Annotated in this window: 23 protein-coding genes; 14 read left to right on the top strand and 9 right to left on the bottom strand. The window is 65.9% G+C overall.

What is annotated here, in order from left to right:
• Positions 1 to 85: 85 nt before the first annotated feature.
• From P73_RS06675 to miaB, 3 genes are all read right to left on the bottom strand, one after another.
• Positions 86 to 403: a hypothetical protein gene (locus tag P73_RS06675; protein WP_043868992.1), complete on the bottom strand. Its 318-nt coding sequence runs from the start codon at positions 401 to 403 to the stop codon at positions 86 to 88.
• Positions 404 to 413: 10 nt separating this feature from the next.
• Positions 414 to 986, bottom strand: coding sequence for an OmpA family protein (locus P73_RS06670; RefSeq protein ID WP_043871456.1), 573 nt, complete (start codon positions 984 to 986; stop codon positions 414 to 416).
• A gap of 230 nt (positions 987 to 1,216) precedes the next feature.
• Entirely contained in the window at positions 1,217 to 2,557 is a 1,341-nt protein-coding gene (miaB, locus tag P73_RS06665; RefSeq protein WP_043868991.1) for a tRNA (N6-isopentenyl adenosine(37)-C2)-methylthiotransferase MiaB, read from the bottom strand.
• Positions 2,558 to 2,768: 211 nt separating this feature from the next.
• Between miaB and P73_RS06660 the strand changes: the two genes are divergently transcribed.
• The 3 genes from P73_RS06660 to P73_RS06650 all read left to right on the top strand — a co-directional run bounded on the left by P73_RS06660 (position 2,769) and on the right by P73_RS06650 (position 4,831).
• Complete coding sequence (locus tag P73_RS06660; RefSeq protein ID WP_043868990.1) at positions 2,769 to 3,632, top strand: hypothetical protein; 864 nt, start codon at positions 2,769 to 2,771, stop codon at positions 3,630 to 3,632.
• 157 nt (positions 3,633 to 3,789) lie between these two features.
• Entirely contained in the window at positions 3,790 to 4,227 is a 438-nt protein-coding gene (locus P73_RS06655) for an FKBP-type peptidyl-prolyl cis-trans isomerase (protein ID WP_043868989.1), read from the top strand.
• A gap of 94 nt (positions 4,228 to 4,321) precedes the next feature.
• A complete protein-coding gene (locus tag P73_RS06650; RefSeq protein ID WP_043868988.1) occupies positions 4,322 to 4,831 on the top strand; it encodes a hypothetical protein in 510 nt (169 codons plus the stop codon).
• A gap of 41 nt (positions 4,832 to 4,872) precedes the next feature.
• Here P73_RS06650 and P73_RS06645 read toward each other — a convergent pair whose 3' ends face one another.
• From P73_RS06645 to irrA, 3 genes are all read right to left on the bottom strand, one after another.
• Positions 4,873 to 5,550: an FAD-binding oxidoreductase gene (locus P73_RS06645; protein ID WP_043868987.1), complete on the bottom strand. Its 678-nt coding sequence runs from the start codon at positions 5,548 to 5,550 to the stop codon at positions 4,873 to 4,875.
• Positions 5,551 to 5,605: 55 nt separating this feature from the next.
• A complete protein-coding gene (locus P73_RS06640) occupies positions 5,606 to 6,214 on the bottom strand; it encodes a DNA-3-methyladenine glycosylase I (protein ID WP_043868986.1) in 609 nt (202 codons plus the stop codon).
• 73 nt (positions 6,215 to 6,287) lie between these two features.
• A complete protein-coding gene (gene irrA, locus P73_RS06635) occupies positions 6,288 to 6,719 on the bottom strand; it encodes an iron response transcriptional regulator IrrA (protein WP_082033137.1) in 432 nt (143 codons plus the stop codon).
• Positions 6,720 to 6,914: 195 nt separating this feature from the next.
• Here irrA and fabA point away from each other — a divergent pair, with 195 nt between their 5' ends.
• From fabA to P73_RS06620, 3 genes are all read left to right on the top strand, one after another.
• Positions 6,915 to 7,424, top strand: a complete 510-nt coding sequence (fabA, locus tag P73_RS06630) for a bifunctional 3-hydroxydecanoyl-ACP dehydratase/trans-2-decenoyl-ACP isomerase (RefSeq protein WP_043868985.1) — start codon at positions 6,915 to 6,917, stop codon at positions 7,422 to 7,424.
• A gap of 61 nt (positions 7,425 to 7,485) precedes the next feature.
• Positions 7,486 to 8,715, top strand: a complete 1,230-nt coding sequence (gene fabB, locus P73_RS06625) for a beta-ketoacyl-ACP synthase I (RefSeq protein WP_043868984.1) — start codon at positions 7,486 to 7,488, stop codon at positions 8,713 to 8,715.
• A gap of 9 nt (positions 8,716 to 8,724) precedes the next feature.
• Complete coding sequence (locus P73_RS06620) at positions 8,725 to 9,513, top strand: enoyl-ACP reductase FabI (protein ID WP_043868983.1); 789 nt, start codon at positions 8,725 to 8,727, stop codon at positions 9,511 to 9,513.
• Positions 9,514 to 9,591: 78 nt separating this feature from the next.
• Here P73_RS06620 and P73_RS06615 read toward each other — a convergent pair whose 3' ends face one another.
• Positions 9,592 to 10,224 (bottom strand): hypothetical protein, encoded by a 633-nt coding sequence (locus P73_RS06615; RefSeq protein WP_245629238.1) that lies wholly within the window; start codon positions 10,222 to 10,224, stop codon positions 9,592 to 9,594.
• A 186-nt stretch (positions 10,225 to 10,410) separates the two neighbouring features.
• Between P73_RS06615 and P73_RS06610 the strand changes: the two genes are divergently transcribed.
• The 6 genes from P73_RS06610 to P73_RS06585 all read left to right on the top strand — a co-directional run bounded on the left by P73_RS06610 (position 10,411) and on the right by P73_RS06585 (position 16,320).
• Positions 10,411 to 11,190, top strand: coding sequence for a zinc metalloprotease (locus P73_RS06610; RefSeq protein ID WP_043868982.1), 780 nt, complete (start codon positions 10,411 to 10,413; stop codon positions 11,188 to 11,190).
• Between the two features lie 54 nt (positions 11,191 to 11,244).
• Positions 11,245 to 12,087, top strand: coding sequence for an alpha/beta fold hydrolase (locus P73_RS06605; RefSeq protein ID WP_043868981.1), 843 nt, complete (start codon positions 11,245 to 11,247; stop codon positions 12,085 to 12,087).
• A 58-nt stretch (positions 12,088 to 12,145) separates the two neighbouring features.
• Positions 12,146 to 12,931: a 3-oxoadipate enol-lactonase gene (gene pcaD / locus P73_RS06600; RefSeq protein WP_043868980.1), complete on the top strand. Its 786-nt coding sequence runs from the start codon at positions 12,146 to 12,148 to the stop codon at positions 12,929 to 12,931.
• Between the two features lie 69 nt (positions 12,932 to 13,000).
• A complete protein-coding gene (locus P73_RS06595) occupies positions 13,001 to 14,224 on the top strand; it encodes a TCR/Tet family MFS transporter (RefSeq protein WP_043868979.1) in 1,224 nt (407 codons plus the stop codon).
• An 85-nt stretch (positions 14,225 to 14,309) separates the two neighbouring features.
• Positions 14,310 to 14,498, top strand: a complete 189-nt coding sequence (locus P73_RS06590; protein WP_043868978.1) for a hypothetical protein — start codon at positions 14,310 to 14,312, stop codon at positions 14,496 to 14,498.
• Between the two features lie 307 nt (positions 14,499 to 14,805).
• A complete protein-coding gene (locus tag P73_RS06585; protein WP_043868977.1) occupies positions 14,806 to 16,320 on the top strand; it encodes an acetyl-CoA hydrolase/transferase family protein in 1,515 nt (504 codons plus the stop codon).
• Positions 16,321 to 16,601: 281 nt separating this feature from the next.
• Here P73_RS06585 and P73_RS06580 read toward each other — a convergent pair whose 3' ends face one another.
• Positions 16,602 to 18,044, bottom strand: coding sequence for a mannose-1-phosphate guanylyltransferase/mannose-6-phosphate isomerase (locus P73_RS06580; RefSeq protein WP_043868976.1), 1,443 nt, complete (start codon positions 18,042 to 18,044; stop codon positions 16,602 to 16,604).
• Between the two features lie 26 nt (positions 18,045 to 18,070).
• Between P73_RS06580 and P73_RS06575 the strand changes: the two genes are divergently transcribed.
• Together P73_RS06575 and P73_RS24290 are read left to right on the top strand one after the other, a co-directional pair.
• The gene (locus tag P73_RS06575; protein WP_338032920.1) at positions 18,071 to 18,502 is read left to right on the top strand and encodes a cysteine hydrolase family protein; all 432 of its coding nucleotides are present in this window, start codon (positions 18,071 to 18,073) and stop codon (positions 18,500 to 18,502) included.
• 1,048 nt (positions 18,503 to 19,550) lie between these two features.
• The gene (locus P73_RS24290) at positions 19,551 to 20,987 is read left to right on the top strand and encodes a glycosyltransferase family 39 protein (protein ID WP_052453077.1); all 1,437 of its coding nucleotides are present in this window, start codon (positions 19,551 to 19,553) and stop codon (positions 20,985 to 20,987) included.
• A gap of 276 nt (positions 20,988 to 21,263) precedes the next feature.
• Here P73_RS24290 and P73_RS06565 read toward each other — a convergent pair whose 3' ends face one another.
• Entirely contained in the window at positions 21,264 to 22,022 is a 759-nt protein-coding gene (locus P73_RS06565; protein WP_043868975.1) for an AraC family transcriptional regulator, read from the bottom strand.
• Positions 22,023 to 22,075: the final 53 nt, after the last annotated feature.

Genomic DNA, 22,075 nt, shown 5'->3' with positions numbered 1-22,075 from the left:
CCGCCGGGCGCCCAAAAAACAGGCGGGAAACGAAAACGGCCGCCCGCACGGACGGCCGTGGAGAGGCGCGCGGCGCCGGTGTGGATCAGATCGGATCGGACACGCGCGAGCCGGCCTTGTAGGGGCCGATGGCGGTGTTCGCCGGGCCGGCGCCGGAGCAGACCGGCTTGCCGTACTTGTCGACGCGGGCGGAGAGATAGCCCTCGACACCGTCGTCGATGATCCAGTGATCGCAGCCGTTGGGGTCGATCCAGATCCCGGCCTGTAGCTGCGACAGGTGCTTGCTGTCGAAGCCGCGGTCCACGGTCTTGTCGGTCTTGTGCGCCTCGTAGATCTCGCTGTCCGCACAGGCGGACACGGAGGCGGCCAGCGCGAGAAGAGCAATGCCCCTGAAAATCTTCATCTCTCTCTCCTCACTTGATGCAGATGATTTCGACGCGGCGGTTCTGGGCCATGCCGGCGGCGGTCGCATTCGACGCCTTCGGCATCCGTTCGCCATAGCCGCGCACATCCGCGATGCGCGCCCCGGCCGATTGCGCGATCTTCGCCACCGCATTCGCCCGGTTGTAGCTCAGGCGCATGTTGTATTCGTCGGAGGCGCGGCTGTCGGTATGGCCGACGATGATATAGGCCATCGCGCCCGCCTGGCGGAAGAAATCGCCCAGGCGCTGACGCCCCGCGGCGGAGATCCGGGAACTGTCGGTCGCGAAGAGCTGGTCGGAATTCATCACCGCGCAGGTCTTCACCGGATGGCAGGTCGGATTGCCCTGGCGGTCGCGCTTGAGATCCATGTAGCCCTCGGCGCCGTCATCCATCACCCAGTGCTCGCAGCCGTCCGGGTCGATCCAGATCGTCGGCGTGTAGACCTCGCCGTTCACCGTGCCCGGCACCATCTGCGCCGTCGCCGCCCCCGTACCGGCGGCCAGTGCCGCCACCGAAAATGCGGTCAGTACCGCCCGCCCCTTTGCCAGGAATCCTGTGGTCACCTTTCGTCCCCCATGCTCGCGCTTTCGGGTCGCACCCCACATGCGCCGCAGCGACGGCACAGCACCGTCGTGTCCTGCTCACCAGAAATCTGGCACAAGATAGCAAACTCCGGGGCGGAGAAAAGAAAAATTCCAAGATATTGGGGTTGTTCAGGAAACGATGCGCGCCGCGCCGCCCGATTGTCCCGCGATCCGGCACATGCAGGGGCGCCGGAAGGGCACCGGCGGCGTCAGCCGACGATTTCACCGCCGAGGGAATTCGGCCCGCTCCCGATGATTCTGACCCGGCGGATATCGCCCACGGCGACCTCCGCACCGGTGACATGGACGGCATGGAGGTAGTCCGACTTGCCGACCATCTGGCCGGGCATCCGCCCCGGCTTCTCGAACAGGACGGAGACCTCACGGCCGACCATCGCGTCCTGGAAGGCACGCTGCTGCTCCGTGATGAGCGCCTGAAGGCGGTGGAGCCGCTCGGAGGCGACCTCCGGATCGACCATCCTGTCGCCCTTCTCCGCCGCTGGCGTGCCGGGACGCGGGGAATATTTGAAGGAGAAGGCGGAGGCGTAACCGACCTCCCGCACAAGTGCCATCGTGTCCTCGAAATCCTGATCGCTCTCCCCCGGAAAGCCGACGATGAAATCGCCGGAAAGCGCGATGTCGGGACGGGCCGCGCGAATGCGGCCGATGAGGCGGAGATAGTCCTCCGCCCTGTGCTTGCGGTTCATCGCCTTGAGGATCCGGTCGGAGCCTGACTGCACCGGCAGATGAAGATAGGGCATGAGCTTCCCGCAATCGCCATGCGCGGCGATCAGGTCGTCCTCCATGTCGTTCGGATGCGACGTGGTGAAGCGGATGCGCTCGAGCCCCTCCACCTCGGCCAGGGCACGGATGAGCCGCGCAAGCCCCCAGGTGCCCCCCTCCGCCGCGCCGTGATAGGCGTTGACGTTCTGGCCCAGAAGCGTGATCTCCCGCACCCCGCGCTCCACGAGGTCGCGCGCCTCCGACAGCACCCGCGTGACGGGGCGCGACACCTCGGCACCGCGCGTATAGGGCACGACGCAGAAGGCGCAGAACTTGTCGCAGCCCTCCTGGACGGTGAGAAACGCCGCCGGCGCACGCCGCGCCTTCGGGCGGGATTTCAGATGCTCGAACTTGTCTTCCTCCGGGAAATCCGTGTCGAGCGCCTTCACCCCCAGCCCTGCCTTGGCCTCGAGCTGCGGCAGCTTGTGATAGGACTGCGGCCCCACGACAAGGTCCACCATCGGCTGACGGCGCATGATCTCCTCGCCCTCGGCCTGCGCGACGCAGCCCGCGACCCCGATCTTGAGGCCGGGCTTCGCATCCTTCAGATCCTTGTAGCGCCCGAGTTCGGAATAGACCTTTTCCGCCGCCTTCTCGCGAATGTGGCAGGTGTTCAGAAGGATCATGTCCGCCTCTTCCGGCGAGGAGACCTCGGTATAGCCCGATCCGCCCAGAGCCTCGGCCATGCGCTCGCTGTCATAGACGTTCATCTGACAGCCATAGGTCTTGATATAGAGCTTCTTGGTGTCGGTCTTGGTCTCGGACATGGTTCCGGCCTGCACTCTGGGGGAAATCAAGGCGTCTCTCTAGCGCAAGCCGCCCTGCGGATCAAACGGGTTTTGCGCCGCCCCCTTCCCGCGCCCGGCCGCCGCCCGGAGCCGCGGGACGCCCTGCGCGCCCGCCTGCCGCCTTGCAATCCTCTCTGCTTCATGGCTTTTTGACCCGCGGAGGCGACGCTCGCCCCGCTCAGGAACGATCATGCGCCACGACAGCCTCGACAGTTTTCTCAAGGACGGCCGGGACGCCCTCGCCAAGGGTCCCGTCGCGATGGTCTTTGCCGAGGATCTGACCGAGGTCGACACGACGTTGCGCCACCACCTCTCGCTCGGGTTCAGGAGCCTGCTGCTCTTCGCCCCCGAAGAGCTGGTCCTGCCCGAACCGCTCGAGCGGCAGATCCACCGCATCCGCTACGCCACCCGCGCGCCCGGCATGCTGAGCCGCGCCGTAAACCAGGTGATCGCGGCCGCGCCGGGCATCTGGCTGTATTACTGCTACAACGCGGAATACCTGTTCTTTCCGTTCTGCGAGACGCGCACGATCACCGACATGCTGACCTTCCACACCGAAGAACGGCGGGACGCGATGCTGGCCTATGTGGTCGATCTCTACGCCGCGGATCTCGACGCGCATCCCGACGCGGTCTCGCTCGAGGATGCGTGCCTCGACAAGTCGGGCTATTACGCGCTCGGGCGCAAGGACGCGCAGGGCGGCGCGAAGGAGCGGCAGCTCGATTTCTTCGGCGGGCTCAGGTGGCGGTTCGAGGAACACATGCCGCCGCACCGGCGCCGGATCGACCGGATCGCCCTGTTCCGCGCGAAGAAGGGCCTGCACCTCTCCGAGGAGCACCTCTTCGACGATGAGGAATACAATACCTATGCCTGCCCGTGGCACCACAACCTCACCGCGGCGATCGTGTCCTTCCGCACCGCGAAGGCGCTCAAGGCCAATGCGGGCTCGACCTATGACATCCACAGCTTCCGCTGGCACAATTCCACCGAATTCGAATGGCACAGCCAGCAGCTCCTCGATCTCGGGCTGATGGAACCGGGCCAGTGGTTCTGACCCGGCGAGCGCGCGAAATACGGCCTTTTTCCCTTGTTTCGGCCTCTGCCCTTTACATCTGGGACAGGCCCCTTATCCTTTCGGGCAATTCGACGAGAACCTGCGCCCCGGAAACCGGCGCAGCCTCGAAATTCACCAGCGACATGAAGGATTGCTTATGACCGAAGTCAAATCGGGCGACAAAGTCCGTATCCACTACATCGGCACGTTGCAGGACGGGACCGTCTTCGACAGTTCGGAGGGCCGCGAGCCGCTCGAGTTCACCGTCGGTGCGGGTCAGATCATTCCGGGCCTCGACAAGCACTTGCCGGGCATGAGCCTCGGCGAGAAGAAGACCGTGGTCGCGGTCGCGGACGAAGCCTACGGCCAGCGCCAGCCCGACGCCCAGCAGGCGGTGCCGCGCGAACAGATCCCGCCGGAGATCCCGCTCGAGGTCGGCCTCCAGCTCCAGATGCAGAGCCCGCAGGGCCAGGTGATTCCCGTCACGGTCGTGAACGTCACCGACGAGGCCGTCACGCTCGACGCCAATCACCGCCTCGCGGGGGAGGACCTCACCTTCGCGATCGAAGTGGTGGAGATCCTTCCGGCCGCCTGAGCCGGTCCGCCCCTGCGGAGGACGGAAAGCGGCGCGCGGAACGGCGGGCCGCTTTTTTCGTTGAATCCGCCGCGCATCGGCGTCAAATGCCCGCATGTCCGCCGATGACTTCTCCGCCGATTGTTCCCGCTGCGCGGCACTCTGCTGCATGGCACTCGCCTTCGACGCGGGCGAGGATTTCGGCCATGACAAGCCCGCGGGCTACCCCTGCCGCCATCTCGAGGGGTTTTCCTGCTCGATCCACGCGGGGCTCGCGGAGGCCGGCTATCATGGCTGCGTGCGCTTCGACTGTCTCGGCGCCGGGCAGCGGGTGACGGCGCTCTTCGCCGGCACATGGCGCGACGATCCTGCGCTCACCCGTCCGATGATGCGGGCCTTTCGCCGGATGCGGGACATCCAGGAGTTGCGCCAGATGCTCGTCGCCGCCGCCACCCTGCCGCTTCCCGCGGCGCAGGAGGGGGAGCGGCGCGCCTGGCTGTCGCGGCTCGAACGCGCGCAGAACGATGCCGGGGCGCTGGAGCGGGCGGAGATCGCGGAGGCGCGGCACTGGCTGAGGGGCCTCGCCGCCCATGTGCCCCGCCGGGAGCGGCGCGCTTCGCGCTGAGCCACGGGGCGAGCGCGCAGCACGCGAGACCGAGGCCCGCCTCAGTCCAGATCCTCGATCACGATCCGCGCCTCGGGCACGCCCAGCGACTTCAGGTCATCGACCACGTCCGAGATCATCGGCTTCGGACCGCAGACGTAGAAATGCTTGCCCGTCGGGTCGATGTGATCGGCGAGGAAATCGCGGTCGACGGGCCGATGCGCCACATGCTCACCATCCGGCTCCTCGGTGACGGTGAAGACCGTGCGCAGGCCGGGCGCATTCTCGAATTCCTCGCGGCAGATGATGTCCCTCTCCGTCTTGTTGGAGAAGATCAGCGTGCAATCGGACAGCGATCCGTTCTGTCGCAGCCGCTCGCGCAGAATGCCCAGAAAGGGCGTGATCCCGGCGCCGCCGGCGATGAAGACGCCCGGCCCCTTGTCGTGGATCGCCCCGTGAGGATCGGAGACCTCCACCATCTCGCCCTTGCGCAGGGTGGGGATCTCCTTCGTCACGCCATTATGGTCCGGATAGGACTTGATGATGAACTCGATCGTGTCGCCCTCCGGATCGCTCACCGGCGAGAACGGCCGTTCCTCGTCGCGCAGGCCCTCGCGCAGGATCTTCATCTTGACCGCCTCGCCGGGCGTGAAGTTGAAATCCTCCGGTTTCGTGAACACCAGGTGTCGCGTGTCATGGGTGACGGGTTCGTTCTTCTCAAGCGTCAGAAGCGTGGACATTTCGCTCTCCTTTTCGGGTTGAAGAAGGAACGCGAAACCCGCGGCAGCGTTCCCGTCAGCGCCGCGGCACGGTGAAACTCCGCCGGGCCTCCTCGGCCTTCGCCCGATGGGCGCAGCCGGCGAAATGGTCGTTCACCAGCCCCATCGCCTGCATGAAGGCATAACAGGTCGTCGGCCCGACAAAGGCCCAGCCGCGCCGCTTGAGATCCTTCGACAGGCGGATGGCGGTCGGCGTGGTGGCGACGATCTCCGCCCCGCCCTTCTCGTCCGCCTCGGGTTCGAAGGACCAGAAATAGGCCGCGAGCGACCCGAATTCACGCTCCGTCTCGATGGCGCGGGCGGCGTTGTTGATCGTCGCGGCGATCTTGCCGCGATGGCGCACGATGCCCGCATCGGCAAGGAGCCGCGCGACATCCCCCTCCCCGAACCGCGCGACCTCGTGAAAGTCGAACCCGGCGAAGGCGACGCGGAAATTCTCCCGCTTGCGCAGGATGGTCCACCAGGACAGGCCCGACTGGAACCCTTCGAGACAGATCTTCTCGAACAGGCGCCGGTCGTCGGCGACCGGATAGCCCCATTCCTCGTCGTGATAGCGGATATATTCGGGATCGGAGGCGCACCAGCCACAGCGGTGCAGACCGGCCTCATCGGCGAAAAGCGACATTCGGCCCCCTGCCAAGTTCCGGAAGAAAAAAGCCCCGCCATCCGGCAGGGCCGCGGTCACGGGCGCGATGCGGTCACTGCGCTTTCGGGCGAAGCCGGATCACCACATCGACGGAGGCGATTTCCATCCCGTCGGGCGCGGAGGGAAGCCGCTCGATCTTCAGCTCGCGCGCCGGCGCATCGGTCAACTCGCCATTGTCTTCCCAGAAGAAATGCGGGTGCTCGTCCATGTTCGTGTCGAAATAGGAGCGCGAGCCGTCGACCGTCACCTCCTGCATCAGCCCCGCCTCGCAAAAGGCGCGCAGCGTGTTGTAGACGGTCGCGAGCGACACTTTCTCCCCGGCATCGCGGGCGGCGGCGAAAAGGCTTTCGGCCGTGACGTGCCGGTCGTGGCCGTCGCCGATCAGCAGGCTCGCGAGCGCGACGCGTTGCCGCGTCGGACGCACATTCGCGCCGGAAAGCCACGTTTCACCGCGGCGGGTCATGGTCTCGTCGATCTGGGTCATGGCGCCTGTTCGCGTTCGTCTCCCTGGAGTCTGGAACATACTATAAGCGCAGCCCAACCCGAATTTCAATCGCAAAACCCTTGTTTTCCTGCGGCGCCGCCGCGCCGGGCCGGGCGTCTTGCGCCTTGCACGCGGGTCGGCGCGGATGATAGAGGGGGACGACTTACAAGAATTTCTGGGAGGCACGAGCCTTATATGGCCGATTACCCGACGAGTTTCACCAAGGAAGACCTGCTGAAATGCGCCGCAGGAGAGCTGTTCGGTCCGGGCAACGCCCAGCTTCCGGCCCCGCCGATGCTGATGATGGATCGCATCACCGACATCTCCGCCGACGGCGGGGCGCATGGCAAGGGGCATGTCGTTGCGGAATTCGACATCACGCCGGACCTGTGGTTCTTCGAATGCCATTTCCCCGGCAATCCGATCATGCCCGGCTGTCTCGGCCTCGACGGGCTGTGGCAGCTCACCGGCTTCAACCTCGGCTGGCGCGGCTGGCAGGGGCGCGGCTATGCGCTCGGCGTGGGCGAGGTCAAGCTCACCGGCATGGTGCGCCCGGACCGCAAGATGCTGACCTACAAGGTGGATTTCAAGAAGGCCGTGCAAAGCCGCCGCCTCACCATGGGCGTCGCCGACGGGATCGTGGAGGCCGATGGCGACCTGATCTACCAGGTCACCGACATGAAGGTCGCGCTCTCCGAAAGCTGAGCCAGGGACAGTCACCGGCCGGGCCGCCCCGGCCCTCAGACATATCGAAAAGGAATACGCCATGCGTCGCGTCGTCGTCACCGGACTGGGGGTCGTCTCCTCCATCGGCAACAACGCCGGGGAAGTGCTCGCCTCGCTCAGGGCAGGCAAATCCGGTATCACCGCCAACGAGCAGATGAAGGAACACGGCTTCCGCTCGCAGATCGCGGGCGACGTGAAGATCGACATCAGGGAGCATGTCGACAAGCGGGCCCTGCGCTTCATGGGACCGGGCGCCGCCTATGCCTATATCGCCATGTCCCAGGCCATCGCGGATGCCGGTCTGGAGGAGGGCGACGTGGTCAACCCCCGCACCGGCCTCATCGCAGGCTCGGGCGGACCCTCCACCTCCTCGATGTTTGCCGCGCACCAGACCGTGCTGAACTCCGGCAGCCCGAAGAAGATCGGCCCCTTCGCCGTGCCGAAATGCATGGGCTCGACGATCTCCGCGAACCTCGCCACCTCCTACAAGATCAAGGGGATCAACTATTCGATCACCTCGGCCTGCTCGACCTCCCTGCATTGCATCGGCTCGGCGTCGGAACAGATCATGATGGGCAAGCAGGACATCATGTTCGCCGGCGGCGGCGAAGAACTCGACTGGACCCTGTCCTGCCTGTTCGACGCGATGGGCGCGATGTCCTCGAAATTCAACGACACGCCGGAGAAGGCCTCCCGTGCCTTCGACGTGAGCCGCGACGGCTTCGTGATCAGCGGCGGCGGCGCGATCCTCGTGCTCGAGGAGCTCGAACATGCCAGGGCGCGCGGCGCGAAGATCTATGCCGAGGTGACCGGCTTCGGCGCGACCTCCGACGGGGCCGACATGGTCGCACCCTCGGGCGAGGGCGGCGAACGGGCGATGCGGCTCGCGCTCCAGACGCTCGGGGAAGGCCGCAAGGTCGGCTATATCAACGCCCACGGCACCTCGACCCCGGTCGGCGACGTGGGCGAGGTCGAGGCGGTGCGCCGCGTCTTCGGCGAGGGCACGACGCCGCTCATCTCCTCCACGAAATCCATGACCGGCCACAGCCAGGGCGCCACCGGCGCGCAGGAGGCGGTCTATTGCCTCCTCATGCTCCAGAACGACTTCATCGCCCCCTCGATCAATGTCGAGACCCTCGATCCGGCGATCCACGAGGGCGAGATCGCGACACGGCTCGTCGAGAACGCCGGGCTCGACACGGTGATGACCAACAGCTTCGGCTTCGGCGGCACCAACGGGTCCATGCTCTTGTCGAAATATCACGGGTAAAGGACGAAAATGGCACACCTTCTCAAAGGCAAACGCGGGCTCGTGATGGGCGTCGCCAACGACCGTTCCATCGCCTGGGGTATCGCGAAAGCCTGCGCCGACGAGGGCGCGGACCTTGCCTTCTCGTATCAGGGCGAGGCGTTCGGAAAGCGCCTCGCCCCCCTCGCCGAAAGCGTCGGCTCGGATCTGATGATCGACGTCGACGTGACCAGCCCGGAGCGGATGGACGCCGCCTTCGCGATGATCGCGGACCGCTGGGGCAAGCTCGACTTCGTCGTGCACGCCATCGCCTATTCGGACAAGTCCGAACTGACGGGACGGTTCCGCGACACCACCGTCGAGAATTTCAAGAACTCGATGCACATCTCCTGCTACAGCTTCATCGACGTCGGCCGCCGCGCCGCCGAACTGATGCCGGACGGCGGCTCGCTCATCACCCTGACCTTCCAGGGGTCGCAGACGGTGATCCCGAATTACAACGTCATGGGCGTGGCCAAGGCGGCGCTCGAGACCTCGGTGAAATATCTCGCCAACGATCTCGGCCCGCAGAAGATCCGCGTCAACGCGATCTCCCCCGGTCCGATGAAGACGCTCGCAGGGTCCGCCATCGGCGGGGCCCGGCGCACCTTCAAGCACGCCGAACAGAACACCCCCCTGCGCGAGAACGCCACGCTCGAGGCGATCGGTGGCACGGCGGTCTACCTGAACTCCGACGGCGGCGCCTGCACGACCGGCGAGATCATCCATGTCGACGGCGGCTATCACATCATCGGCATGCCCCAGTTCGACAACCTCTGACCCCGCCGCAGGCACAGAGAGATCACGCAGCCCCGCCCCCGGCGGGGCTTTCGCATCCGTGCCGGGCGCGGGCGCACCTCAGTGCGAACAGCCGTCACAGCCCTCACAGGCCCGCGCATGCTTCTTCATCTCGATGAAGCGTTCGTCGAACCGCACCCCGTCGCCGAAGGGCAGGAAGTCGTTGTAATGCGCGTGCCGGTCGGGCAGCGGCCGGGCGTGCCGGATCGGGCACCAGTAATATTCCGTCCGTCCCGCGATCTCCCGCACATAGGCCAGAAGCCCGTTGCAATAGCCGCAATAGACGCAGTTGAGCTTCTGCATGGCGTTGAGATAGGTCAGCTTGTGGCGGTCCACGGCGATATAGGCGCGCCGCTCCACCTTCGGGATGCCGTAGATCGGGAAACAGATCGCCTGATAGAGGGTCACGCAGAGATCGAGCAGCACGAAGGGCACGATCAGCGCATAGATCACCGGCGCGCTGATGATCTCCCAGGGGCGCGCGCGGGCGAGGAAGACCGACCAGCGCACCCGCCATTCGCGCCCGCGCCGCCGCGCCTCCTCCTCGAAGACGACACGCCCGTTCCTGAAGCGATACTGGAATCTCTCCCGCGCCTCGAGCGCCTCGAGCTCGATCTGGGCCTGAAGCTCGCGCAGGTTCTCGCGCCATTTCTCCACCGTGTTGACCATGTCCACTCCGATCCGTTCCGGCATGTCCCGCGACCTGTCCGGCCGCGCGGTTCATCTTTGCCGAAGCCGCGCACGTCGACAATTCGGAAACATTTCGTTTTTCCCGAAAGACACGTCCGCGCCACAGGGCGGCGCCACACTGTCGCCACATTTCACTCCCACCAACGCCCCGGTATCCCCGAACGCACAGGCCGATTCCCCCCCCCGCCCATGACCGTCCTCCTCCTCGCCCTGGCCCTCGCCCTCCTCGCGCTGCCGCTCCTCTGGGGGCCGCTGCCCCGGACCGGACGCATCGCCATGAGCGGGTTCGACGGCAAGGGCGTTCTCGCGGGCTTCGTCGTCACCTTCGCCGTGGCGGCGCTGACCTCTCCCCTGCTGGGCTTCGGCTTCCTCGTCGCCGTCCTGATCCACGAGACCGGCTCCGCCCTCGCCTGCCGCATCGCCGGCCAGGAGATCGCGCGGATCCGGCTCGTCCCGCTGCCCCGCCTCGCGCGGCCGCGCTCCGACCGCGGCTTCGACCACGCGCTCGAGGAAAGTTTCGTCGCCCTCTACGCCCCCGCGCTCGCGCTCGTGCCGATGACCCTCGCCTTCGGCCTCTTCGCGGTGCTTGCACCGGTCCTTCCGATGACGGCGAACCTCCTGCGCGCCACGGCGATCATGATCGGCGCCTTCAATTTCGTCATGCTCCTGCCGTTCAGGCCGCTTTGCGGCGGTCGGGTGACGGAGGCGGTCTCCGACGCCTTCTGGCCCCGCCTCGGCCTCGCGGCGAAGCTGTTCATGACCGCCGCCTTCGCCATCGCCGCGCTGCGGGACCATTCGCTTGCGATGGGGATGCTCGCCGCGGCGGGGCTCCAGAGCCTGTTCCACCGCCGCCGCCCGGCGCAGGACCGGCTCAGCGCGAACGAGGCGCTTCTGGTGATGGCGAGCTATGCCTTCGTGCTGACCACGCATTTCCTCGGCGGCTACTGGCTGATCAAGGGCCTGATCTGACCCCTTCCCTCCCGGCGCCGGCCGTGCCACGCTGGCGCGCGAAAGGACGACAGCATGCCGGATTTCTTCACCACGCCCGACGGGCTCCGCCTCGCCTATGACATCGCCGGGGAGGGGCCGCCGCTCCTCTGCCTTGCCGGGCTCACGCGCAACATGGACGATTTCGAGCCGGTCGTGGCGGAATTTTCCCGCCGCGCACAGGTGATCCGCCTCGACAGCCGCGGACGCGGCGGCTCCGATCCCGCACCCGACCCCCTCACCTACACCGTCCCGCAGGAGGGCGCGGATGCGCTCGCCCTGCTCGACCATCTCGGCATCGGCCGCGCCGCCATCCTCGGCACCTCGCGCGGCGGGCTGATCGCGATGAGCCTCGCCGCGACGGCGAAACAGCGCCTTGCGGGGGTGGTCCTCAACGACATCGGGCCGGTGATCGAGCCGGCGGGCCTCTCCGCGATCATGGACTATCTCGGCCGCCCCTCCGCCTACCGTTCCTTCGAACAGGCCGCCGACCGCCTGCCCCGCGCGCTCGGCCGCGACTTCCCCGGCGTCTCCCGCGAGGGCTGGCTGCGCTATGCCCGCCGGATCTGGAACGAGGGGCCGGACCGGCTCGAGAACCGATATGACCCGCGGCTGCGCGAGGCGATCGAGGTGCAGAGCGTGACCGGCGCCGTGCCCGATCTCTGGCCGCTCTTCGACGCCTTCGCGGGCCTGCCGCTCGCCCTTCTGCGCGGAGAGAACTCCAATCTCCTGAGCCGCGAGACCATGCGGGAAATGCGGCGCCGCCGCCCCGACATGATCGCCGCGGAGGTACCGGACCGCGGCCATGTGCCCTTTCTCGACGAGGCGGAGAGCGTCACCGTCCTCTCCGCCTTCCTCGACCGCGTCGGCGCCCGCTGAGGCCCATTGAGCCCCCCGTCCCGAGGCTCTATGGTCGCGCCCGCAAGGGAGACGGGCGATGCGGATCGAGGTCGGCGAGATCGGAGTGAATGTCGAGGTGAGCGGGCCGGAGACCGGCGCGCCCGTCGTCTTCGCCCATGCGCTCGGCACCGACCTGCACCTGTGGGACGAGGTCCTGCCGCACCTGCCGCCGGGGCTGCGCCTCGTGCGCTACGACCTGCGCGGGCATGGCGGCTCCGACGTGCCGCCCGGCCCCTATTCGATGGGCACGCTCGTGCGCGATGCCGAAGGGCTGTGCGACGCGCTCGAAGTGAGGGACGCCGTCTTCGTCGGGATCTCCCTCGGCGGACTGATCGCGCAGGGCCTCGCCGTGAAACGCCTCGACCAGGTGCGCGCGCTGGTGCTGTCGAACACGGCGGCGAAGATCGGCACGCGGGAAACCTGGGAGCGCCGGATGGAGGGCATCGCACGCGACGGGATGGAAAGCCTCGTCGCCCCGACGCTCGAGCGCTGGTTCTCCCCCGCCTTCCGCCGCAGCGCGGGCGCGCGCAGATGGGCAGAGGCGCTGCGCGACACGCCGCCCGAGGGCTATCTCGGCTGCTGCGCGGCGATCGCGGGCACGGATTTCTACACGCCCACCTCCGGGCTCAGGCTCTCCTGCCTCGGCATCGCCGGCGGACATGACGGCGCCACCCCGCCCGATCTCGTGCGCGAAACGCTGGGCGTCATTCCCGGCGCCCGAGTCGAACTCATGCGCCGCTCCGGCCACCTGCCGCCGGTCGATGCGCCGGAAGACTTCGCGCGTCTTCTGGGCGACTTCCTGCGCGAGATCGGACACGCCTGACACCGCCACGATGGACAGGAACGCGGGAGCGGGTCACAAAGGCAGGCCCCGACTGCGAGCCGAAATGCCATGTCCCGCCGCCTGCCCGTCCTCTTCATCACCTTCACCATGCTGATCGACAGCATCGGGATCGGCCTGATCTTTCCGGTGATGCCCGATCTCATCCGGGAGCTGACGGGGCGCACGCTGGCCGATGCGGCGATCTGGGGCGGCGTGCTCGCCACCGGCTATGCGGTGATGCAGTTCCTCTTCGGTCCCGTCGTCGGCAATCTCTCCGACCGTTTCGGGCGCCGGCCGGTGCTGATCTCCGCGCTGCTCGTCCTGACCGTCGACTATATCGTCATGGCGCTGGCGCCAACGATCTGGCTCCTGCTCGTCGCGCGGTTGCTCGCGGGGCTGACGGCGGCCACCCATTCCACCGCCGCGGCCTTCATGGCCGACATCTCGCGGCCCGAGGACCGCGAGCGCAATTTCGGCTATGTCCATGCCGCGCTCGGAGTGGGTTTCGCGCTCGGGCCGATGGCCGGCGGGCTGCTCGCCGGGATCGACACCCGCGCGCCCTTCGTCGCCGCCGCACTCGTGGCGGGCGCGAACCTCGTCTTCGGCCTCGTCGTCATGCCCGAAAGCCTGCCCGCCGGCCGGCGCCGTCCCTTCCGCCTCGCCCGTGCCAATCCCTTCGCCGCCTTCCGCGCCATCGGCGCGCTTCAGGGCGTGCGCAGCCTGCTCGTCGTCTTCGGCCTCTACGAACTCGCCTATTTCGTCTATCCCGCGATCTGGTCCTTCTATGGACAGGAGAAATTCGGCTTCGACGCGCGCACGATCGGCCTCACGCTCTTCGTCTTCGGGGTCTCGATGGGGCTCGCGCAGGCGGTGCTCGTCGGCCCGCTGGTGCGCCGTTTCGGCGCGTTCCGCGTGGCAATCGGCGGGATCGCGCTCGACATGGTCGTGTTCCTCAGCTTCGGGCTGACCGGCAGCACCACGATGATCTGGATCATGAGCGCCCTTTCGGGGATCTCCGCAATCTCCATTCCCGCGCTCCAGGGCATGATGAGCCGCGCCGCGCCCGACGACCAGCAGGGCGAGTTGCAGGGGGTGACGGCCTCCATCGCCGCGCTCGCGATGATCGTGAGCCCGCTCGTGATGACGGAGACCTTCGCGATCTTCTCCCGCCCCGGCACGGCGCATTACCTGCCCGGCGCGCCCTTCCTCCTGTCGCTTCTGATCGTGGCGCTCGGCGGGGCGATCCTCCTGCGTTGGCGCACCCGCCAGCAGGTCGTCCCGGCCAGGCCATGAGCGAAGTTTGAACGCCGTTTGATCTTGCCCCCGGACAGGAGCGCACCAATCTGTTAGGATGAAACCGCAGAGAAGGAGGATTGTCATGTCACGTCACATCATCGACCAGACCCACAAACCTGCCGGCAGCGCCCGGTTGCGCCACTATCTCGCCATCGAACGTGCCTCCGGCCGCAGCAGCGTCTGGGACCGGCTCGATCGCTCGCGCAAGGGGCCGAAGGACGCCTCCCGCGTGAAACAGTTCCTGCGCGTCGAACGCGGCCAGAACGCCTGAGCCGGTCTGCGGCAGGGGGACCGGGCGGTGCCGGCGGATATCCGCCGCGCTCCGGCCCCTTTGCCCGCCCAGACTTTGCAAAACAGGGGCAGATGGCCTCTGCAAATCCGCCTCCCAGAAGCGGGTTTGCAAATATATTGCAATTCATTTGTGCGAATTTGCCGATGCGGGCTTGCCTTTGAAAATCCTGGTGGAAGGCCGCCGGTGATCCTGCCTAGAAGCGGATCGTGGACGCGCGGAAGGACGGGCCCATGCCCTTCCCTCCGGCCAGACGGTTCCGCGCCATGCCGTTCGAGGAGACCCCATTTTGACTGCACAGAGCCGGATTGCCCCCAAATCCCTCCATTCCCGGATCATGAGCGCCGAAGACGCGGCCGCCCTCGTCACGAACGGCGCGACCGTCGGCATGAGCGGCTTCACCGGCTCCGGCTATCCCAAGGCCGTGCCCCTCGCCCTCGCCGCCCGGATCGAGGAGGAGCATGCGGCGGGCAACCCGTTCCGCATCCGCATCTGGTCGGGCGCCTCCACCGGCCCGGAGCTCGACGGCGCGCTCGCCAAGGCGGACGGGATCGACTTCCGCCTGCCCTACAATTCCGATCCCATCGCGCGGGAGAAGATCAACGCGGGCGAGATGAACTATTTCGACATGCACCTGAGCATGGTCGCGCCGATGGCGTGGCAGGGCTTCCTCGGCCCGCTCGACACGGCGGTGATCGAGGTCTCCGGCATCACGCCGGAGGGCGATCTCATCCCCTCCTCGTCGGTCGGCAACAACAAGACCTGGCTCGACTGCGCCGAAAAGATCATCCTCGAGGTGAATGCCTGGCAAAGCGAGGCCCTCGACGGGATGCACGACATCTATTACGGCACGGCGCTGCCGCCGAACCGCGTGCCGATCCCGCTCGTGAGGCCCGACGACCGCATCGGCCAGTCGCATTTCCGGGTCGATCCCGACAAGATCGTCGCCATCGTCGAGACCGACACCCCCGACCGCAACGCGCCCTTCGCCAAACCCGATGCGGTGGCGCTCGCCATCGCCGGCCACCTGCTCGAATTCCTGACACACGAGCTGAAGATGGGGCGGATGCCGCGCGAACTCCTGCCGCTCCAGTCGGGCGTGGGCAACGTGACCAATGCCGTGCTCGCAGGACTCCTCGACAGCCCGTTCGAGAACATGACCGCCTTCACCGAGGTGATCCAGGACGGCATGCTCGACATGCTCGACGCCGGAAAGCTGCGCATGGCCTCCGCCACGGCCTTCTCGCTCTCGCCCGAGGCCGCCGAACGCTTCAACGCCGACGCGCACCGCTACCGCGACAAGCTCATCCTGCGCCCGCAGGAGATTTCCAACCACCCGGAACTCGTCCGCCGCCTCGGCTGTGTCGCGATGAACGGGCTGATCGAGGCCGACATCTACGGCAATGTCAACTCGACGCATGTCATGGGCTCGAAGATCCAGAACGGGATCGGCGGCTCGGGCGATTTCGCGCGCAACGCCGCCGTGTCGATCTTCATGACCCCCTCCACGGCGAAGGGCGGCGCGATTTCCGCCATCGTGCCGATGGCAAGCCATGTCGACCACATCAACCAGGACGTCCAGGTGATCGTCACCGAACAGGGGCTTGCCGACCTGCGCGGCCTCGATCCGAAGCAGAAGGCGGAGATCATCATCGAAAGATGCGCCCATCCGGCCTATCGCGACGCCCTGCGCGACTATTACGAGCGGGCGAAGAAAAGCTCCTTCGGCGGCCACGCCCCGCACGACCTGCGCGAGGCGCTGAGCTGGCACCAGAGGTTCATCGACACCGGCTCGATGAAATGAGGGCCCTCCACCGGGGGGCCACGCCGCAATGCATCGCGTGCCCCTTCCCGCGTCAGGCGGAAGGATCCGACGGATCGACGCGCTGCAAACGCAGCCGCCGCGGTCATCCGTCGCCTTGAGACGCCTGTTTCGCCCATTCCGCCCGAGCCGCCCTGCGCTGCGCCAGGCGGAAGGATCCGCCTTCGGATCCGGCGCGGACCGCAGGCGCTCCCTCCACGACAGGATCGAGCCCCCGCTGGCGTGGAGGAAAGATCACTGTCGCAAGCTCGGCTTCCCGGCGATCAGCCCTTTGCCCCCTGTCCGCGGGCATAGACATCCTGATAGCGGATGATGTCGTCCTCCCCCACATAGGACCCCGTCTGCACCTCGATCAGCACCATCGGCACCTTGCCCGGATTTTCCATCCGGTGCACCGCGCCCAGGGGCACGTAGACCGACTGGTTCTCCGTCACGAGCCGCACCTCGTCATCGACCGTCACCCGCGCCGTGCCGGACACCACGATCCAGTGTTCGGATCGGTGGAAATGGCTCTGGAGGCTGAGCGAGGCGCCGGGATGGACATGGATGCGCTTCACCTGGAAGCGCGATCCCACGACGAGGCTCTCGAACCAGCCCCAGGGGCGGTGGTCCTTCGGGAAATGGGTCGCCTGGAGGCTGCCCTTCGCCTTGAGCGCGCTCACCGCCTGTTTCACGTCCTGCGCCCGGCTCATGTCGGCGACGAGCACCGCGTCGTTCATCGCGATCGCCATCACGTTGCGGAGCCCGATCCCGACGATCTCCAGCCTTTCGCTGTCGGACCGCAACAAGGTATCGGCGCAGTCGATCGCCACCGCCTCCCCCGCGGTCACGACCCCCGCCGCGTCCGGCCCCGCCGCACGCCACACCGCGTCCCAGCCCCCGAGATCGGACCAGCCCCCGTCGAAGGGCACGACGGCGAGATTGTCGGCCCGCTCCATCACCGCGTAATCGAGGGAGATGTCCCGCGCCTCGCTCCACGGCCCCGGCGCGAGCCGCAGGAAGCCGAGATCGGCCTCCGCCTCCCCGACCGCGGCCTCGACCGGCGCGAGCAGGTCGGGCGCATGGCTGCGGAAGGCCGCGAGGATATCGGCGGCCCGGAACAGGAAGATCCCGGCATTCCACAGGAAATTCCCCGCCGCGAGCATCTGTTCGGCGGCGGCGAGATCCGGTTTCTCGACGAATTGCGCAAGGTCGATGGCCCCGCCCGACCCGTCGGGCCGCGCCGCCAGTTCGAGATAGCCATAGCCGGTTTCGGCATGGCCGGGCGTGATCCCGAAGGTCACGAGCTTGCCTTCCGCGACCGCCTCGAGCCCGCGGGAAATCGCGGCATGGAAGGCCTCCCGGTCCGGCACGACATGGTCCGACGGCGCGACGAGCAGGATCGCCTCGGGATCCTGCGCATGGAGATGGAGCGTGGCGGCAAGCACGGCGGGCGCGGTGTTTCGCCCCTCCGGCTCGATGAGGATCGCGCCGGGGTCGATGCCGATCGCCTGGAGCTGTTCGGTGACGATGAAGCGGAAATCGGACGCGGTCAGCACGACGGGCGCGGCGAAACCGGGCGTTTCCGACCCCGAAAGCCGCTTCGCCGAGGCCTGGAACAGGGTCTCCTCGCCGACGAGGGGAACGAATTGTTTCGGATAACTCCTGCGCGACAACGGCCAGAGCCGCGTCCCGGACCCGCCGCAGAGAATGACCGGATAAAGCATGTACGAACCTCCAAACCGACCCCTCTCTGCCGACCCTGCGCGAAAACACCCGACGAGACAACCGTCGAGACACGCAACGAAAATCCGGCGCCTTTTGCGGCGGTTTCGTCCGTGGCGAACCGGGCTGGGAAATCATCGGCGAACTGACTCCCCTGCCGGGGGAGGTGGTCATCGACAAACCCGGCAAGGGCAGCTTCTACGCCACCGATCTCGAACTTATCCTGCGGACCCGCGGTGTCGAGAACCTGATGCTGGCCGGGATCACCACGGATGTCTGTGTCCATACCACGATGCGCGAAGCCAACGACCGTGGCTTCGAATGTGTCCTGCTGGAAGATTGCTGCGGCGCGACCGATCGCGCCAACCACGAGGCCGCGCTGCGCATGATCCAGATGCAGGGCGGCGTCTTCGGCTGCGTCAGCACCTCGGAGGACGTCCTGAAACTGGTCTCGGCGTGAGGCCCTGACCCGTGTTCTCCGGCCTTCCGGGGGCAGGAAGGGCGTCGGGATCCGCAGGCCGTGGCGCGGCACGCGAACGCAAGGCCAACGGGCGCTGCTGCCCGACCGGGCGCGTCCACGCCGCACCCCGCCATCCGGGAGGAGACGCTCCTGGTGCTGGACCGCGCGCAGAGCGAAGGCCACGAAATCCATGTGGCGACATGGCGTGCAATGCACCGGACAGCGCACATCGCGTCCGGTCGCGGACGGGATGCCTCGTCCTGATCCACCGGGCCCTGCCGGCGGAGCGTCTCGCCTCCCCGGCCTGATCCGGGTGCCCCGCGGGAACGGATCGGGGCACTCCCCGAGCACAAGTTGCATCGCAAGGATCCGGCATCGGCGCAGATCGCCGGAACCGCGGCCCGCGCCGCGAGCCGGAAAAGAACTGGTGCCCGCGGCCGGACTCGAACCGGCACGGCATAAGCCTAGGGATTTTAAGTTTTAAATTTATTTATTAAAATCAATACTATAAATATGATCACGCCCATGGACAAAACGGGAACAAATGAGGATTTGGGAGCACCTTGCCCCTAAAGGGTTGGGATCGGCATCGACCTCTTGCCTATGCTTGGTTCAATCGCGGCGAGCGACGTCGGGCGCACCCGCCCGCCAGCACGGCGTGTGCTCTCCGTGACGGAAGCGGTGGAACGGGTGACAGTGATCAATGCCCACAACAGGCTGCTCTCCGAGCCGCCCAGCGGAGAGAGATGAGGCGGCAGGACGGCAGATGTCCGAACCGCGCTGGCTGGCCATTGCGTTTTTGTTTCGATTTATCTAACACTCGAAAAATTCAATGACGGCGGCGGCAGCGAACTTGCGCGGAAGATTTCAGGAGAATTGAGAACGGCCTGCGTAGCACGTATGTGTGTGCGGGACCCCAGCACAAGGGAAACAATTTTCATTTATGGCGAGGCTGCTTGCAAGGCAGCACCAAAATTTGCCAACCAGCGATTTTCATTTTGCCAGCATCGGACGATTTGTCTGAGCCCGCATTATTCTGGGAAGCCCAATGACAGATTATGTCGTCAAGCACTTTAACAGTCTGGTTATTCTTTATTTCGTCGCGCACACGGCAATACGGAGTATCGTCGGCGGCAATCTGGAGCGCGACGAGGCAGAAATGATCCTCATGGCGGGGGAATTCCATCTCGGCTATGGCCCGCAACTCCCTCTCTACAACTGGGCGCAGACCATAAGTTTCGCGCTTTTCGGAACGAATACCTTTGCGCTGGTAATTGTCAAAAGCCTTTTCCTTGGCACATTCTACATCGCGCTGTTCGACGGTATGAAACGTCTCGTCCCGAACCGGATCGCCCTGTTCGGAACACTGGGCGCGTTCCTCTTGCCCAACATCTTCTGGGAAAGCCAGCGCGCGGGGACACACAGCATCGCCTTACTGGCGACAATGTCGGTCTATTTGAACCTACTCGCGAGACTCATCGACGATCCTCGGAAGTGGCACTGGGCGGCCCTCGGCGTCGCCATTGCCGCAGGTGGGCTCAGCAAGTATAATTTCTGGATATTTTCGATCACGCTCGGGTTGAGCGCGCTCTGCATCAGGGACTACCGATCCGCGATATGGTGCCGCAACCTGTTCATTTCTGCTGCTGTTGCAGCGGTTCTTTTGGCCGCCCCCTATTCCTGGTCCATCACCCATCCCGACCTTTCACTTGCGGCCAGTCATAAGCTCTATTCGGAAGCGACCAGCAGCTTCGCAGGGCTTTATCCGTTTTTGGAACAGAGTTTCCTGGCCCTGGTTTTTCCCGTCGCCATCCTGTCGTTCAAATTCATGACCGACCGCCCCGCTCAAAAGCGGTCATATGACGTGGAAAAGGCAACGAGATGGTTGTTCGGCGCCGGCCTTCTGGGGATATTGCTCTGCGGTTTCCTCGCCTTCCTATTCAAGACGCAGTCCTTCCAGGCACGCTGGCTTCTGCCATCGTATGTCCCCGTCAGCGTCGCCATGTTTATCTGGAGCATGGAAAAGGCCAGGCCGCGCTCGGAAACGGCCATCCTTCTGGTGTCGGCTGCGATCGCCGCGCTGACACTCACCGGCATGGCAGCCAACAGGCTGAGCGGGACAACGGGTAATGCACTGGACATGGAACATCTCGCGAGGATCATCGAACAGGCATCCCCGGCGGCTCACGACATCACGCTTCTGGGGAGCAACTATTTTTATACGGGAAACCTCGCGCGGATCCGCCCCCACTGGCGCGTGAAGCCTCCGCTTGAATCGGCAGAACCCAATGTTTCAGGCACGCTTGTCATGATGAATGTCGGAAATGATCCAGAGGCGAGATCGCTTCTCTCCTCGCTGGGCATTTCTGAACTGATAGAGCGGCATGCCATACAGTTTCATGCGGCGGGAATACCCTATCGCGCCCCTGCGCAGCCACCGCGCGAGGTCACTTTCGCGACGATGGAAACAACATGGGAAAGATGAAGGAAGCGGAAGAATTTTCGCCGGGGCTTACGGGCCGAGGCCGCGGCGGATTGCAAATCCTAATTCACAGGATAGCTATTCATAGCAGAAGCGCATTTAGCACCTCGCTCATGCCCCGCTTGCTGCGCAAAGGAAGCGACCGGCCCAAAGCCGCTGTTCACCGTTTCTCCGGATGCCGCAGCGCTGCGCGCCGAACCGGCCGTTCGCTGCGGTCGCGAGATCGAGGCAGCTTCGAACTCACACTTTGCGGGACAGAACGGTCATCCACCCTTCTCGTTACTCGGGATCATCTGGGCCATGTCGATACCGGGAGGGTGGGCTGCCAGTGGAGCGCCGGAACATGGCCGTGAAAGACGCTGAGCTGTCGTAGCCGAGGTCGAAGGCGATGCGGGTGACCGTCTGACCTTCGGCAAGGTGGCTGATCGCCGCCAGGACGCAGGCGCGGGTTCGCCATTCGACGAAGCTGAGGCCGATCGCGGTCCGGAAGGCACGGGTGAATGTCCGCCGGCTCACGTTCAGGGCGACGCACCACTCGTCCAGCTTGGCATGAGCATCCGGGGCGGCACTGAATGCCTGGCAGAGGTCGCGCATAGGCCCCGCCTCGGGAAGGGGTAACGAAAGAGGCAGGATCGGACGGCTCGCGATCTCGACGAGGACCAATTTCTCCAACATTTTGCGCTTTTGCGTCGCCTCCGCCGCGCCGCCGGCGATCTCGTCGAGAAGCGCTCTCGGAAGCGGGCTGACCGAGAGGACGGCGCAATTCCGCGGCATCTGAAGAGGCAAGTCGGGCCTGAGATAGAGGCTTCGCATGTGAACCTCTCCGACCATGTCGACCTCGTGCAGCACCTGGGCGGGAATCCACAACGCGCTGTCCGGCGGCATCATCCAACGTCCCGCAGTGCCAGTGACGACGACGGTCCCCGTCAGCCCGTACAGCAGTTGAGAGCGGTCGTGCCGATGCGGCTCCAAATGGCTGCCGGCCGGATATCGGCGCCCGAGGCCAATGATGTCTTCTGTACCGACGGAATTCAACATAATGGCCCAGTCTCGATAGAATCTGTCCCGGTATCGATATCAGAGTGAGGCCG

Origin of the sequence: Celeribacter indicus (assembly GCF_000819565.1) — a bacterium.
In the GTDB taxonomy this organism is placed as follows: domain Bacteria; phylum Pseudomonadota; class Alphaproteobacteria; order Rhodobacterales; family Rhodobacteraceae; genus Celeribacter; species Celeribacter indicus.
This window is presented reverse-complemented; position numbering and strand designations above follow the sequence as displayed.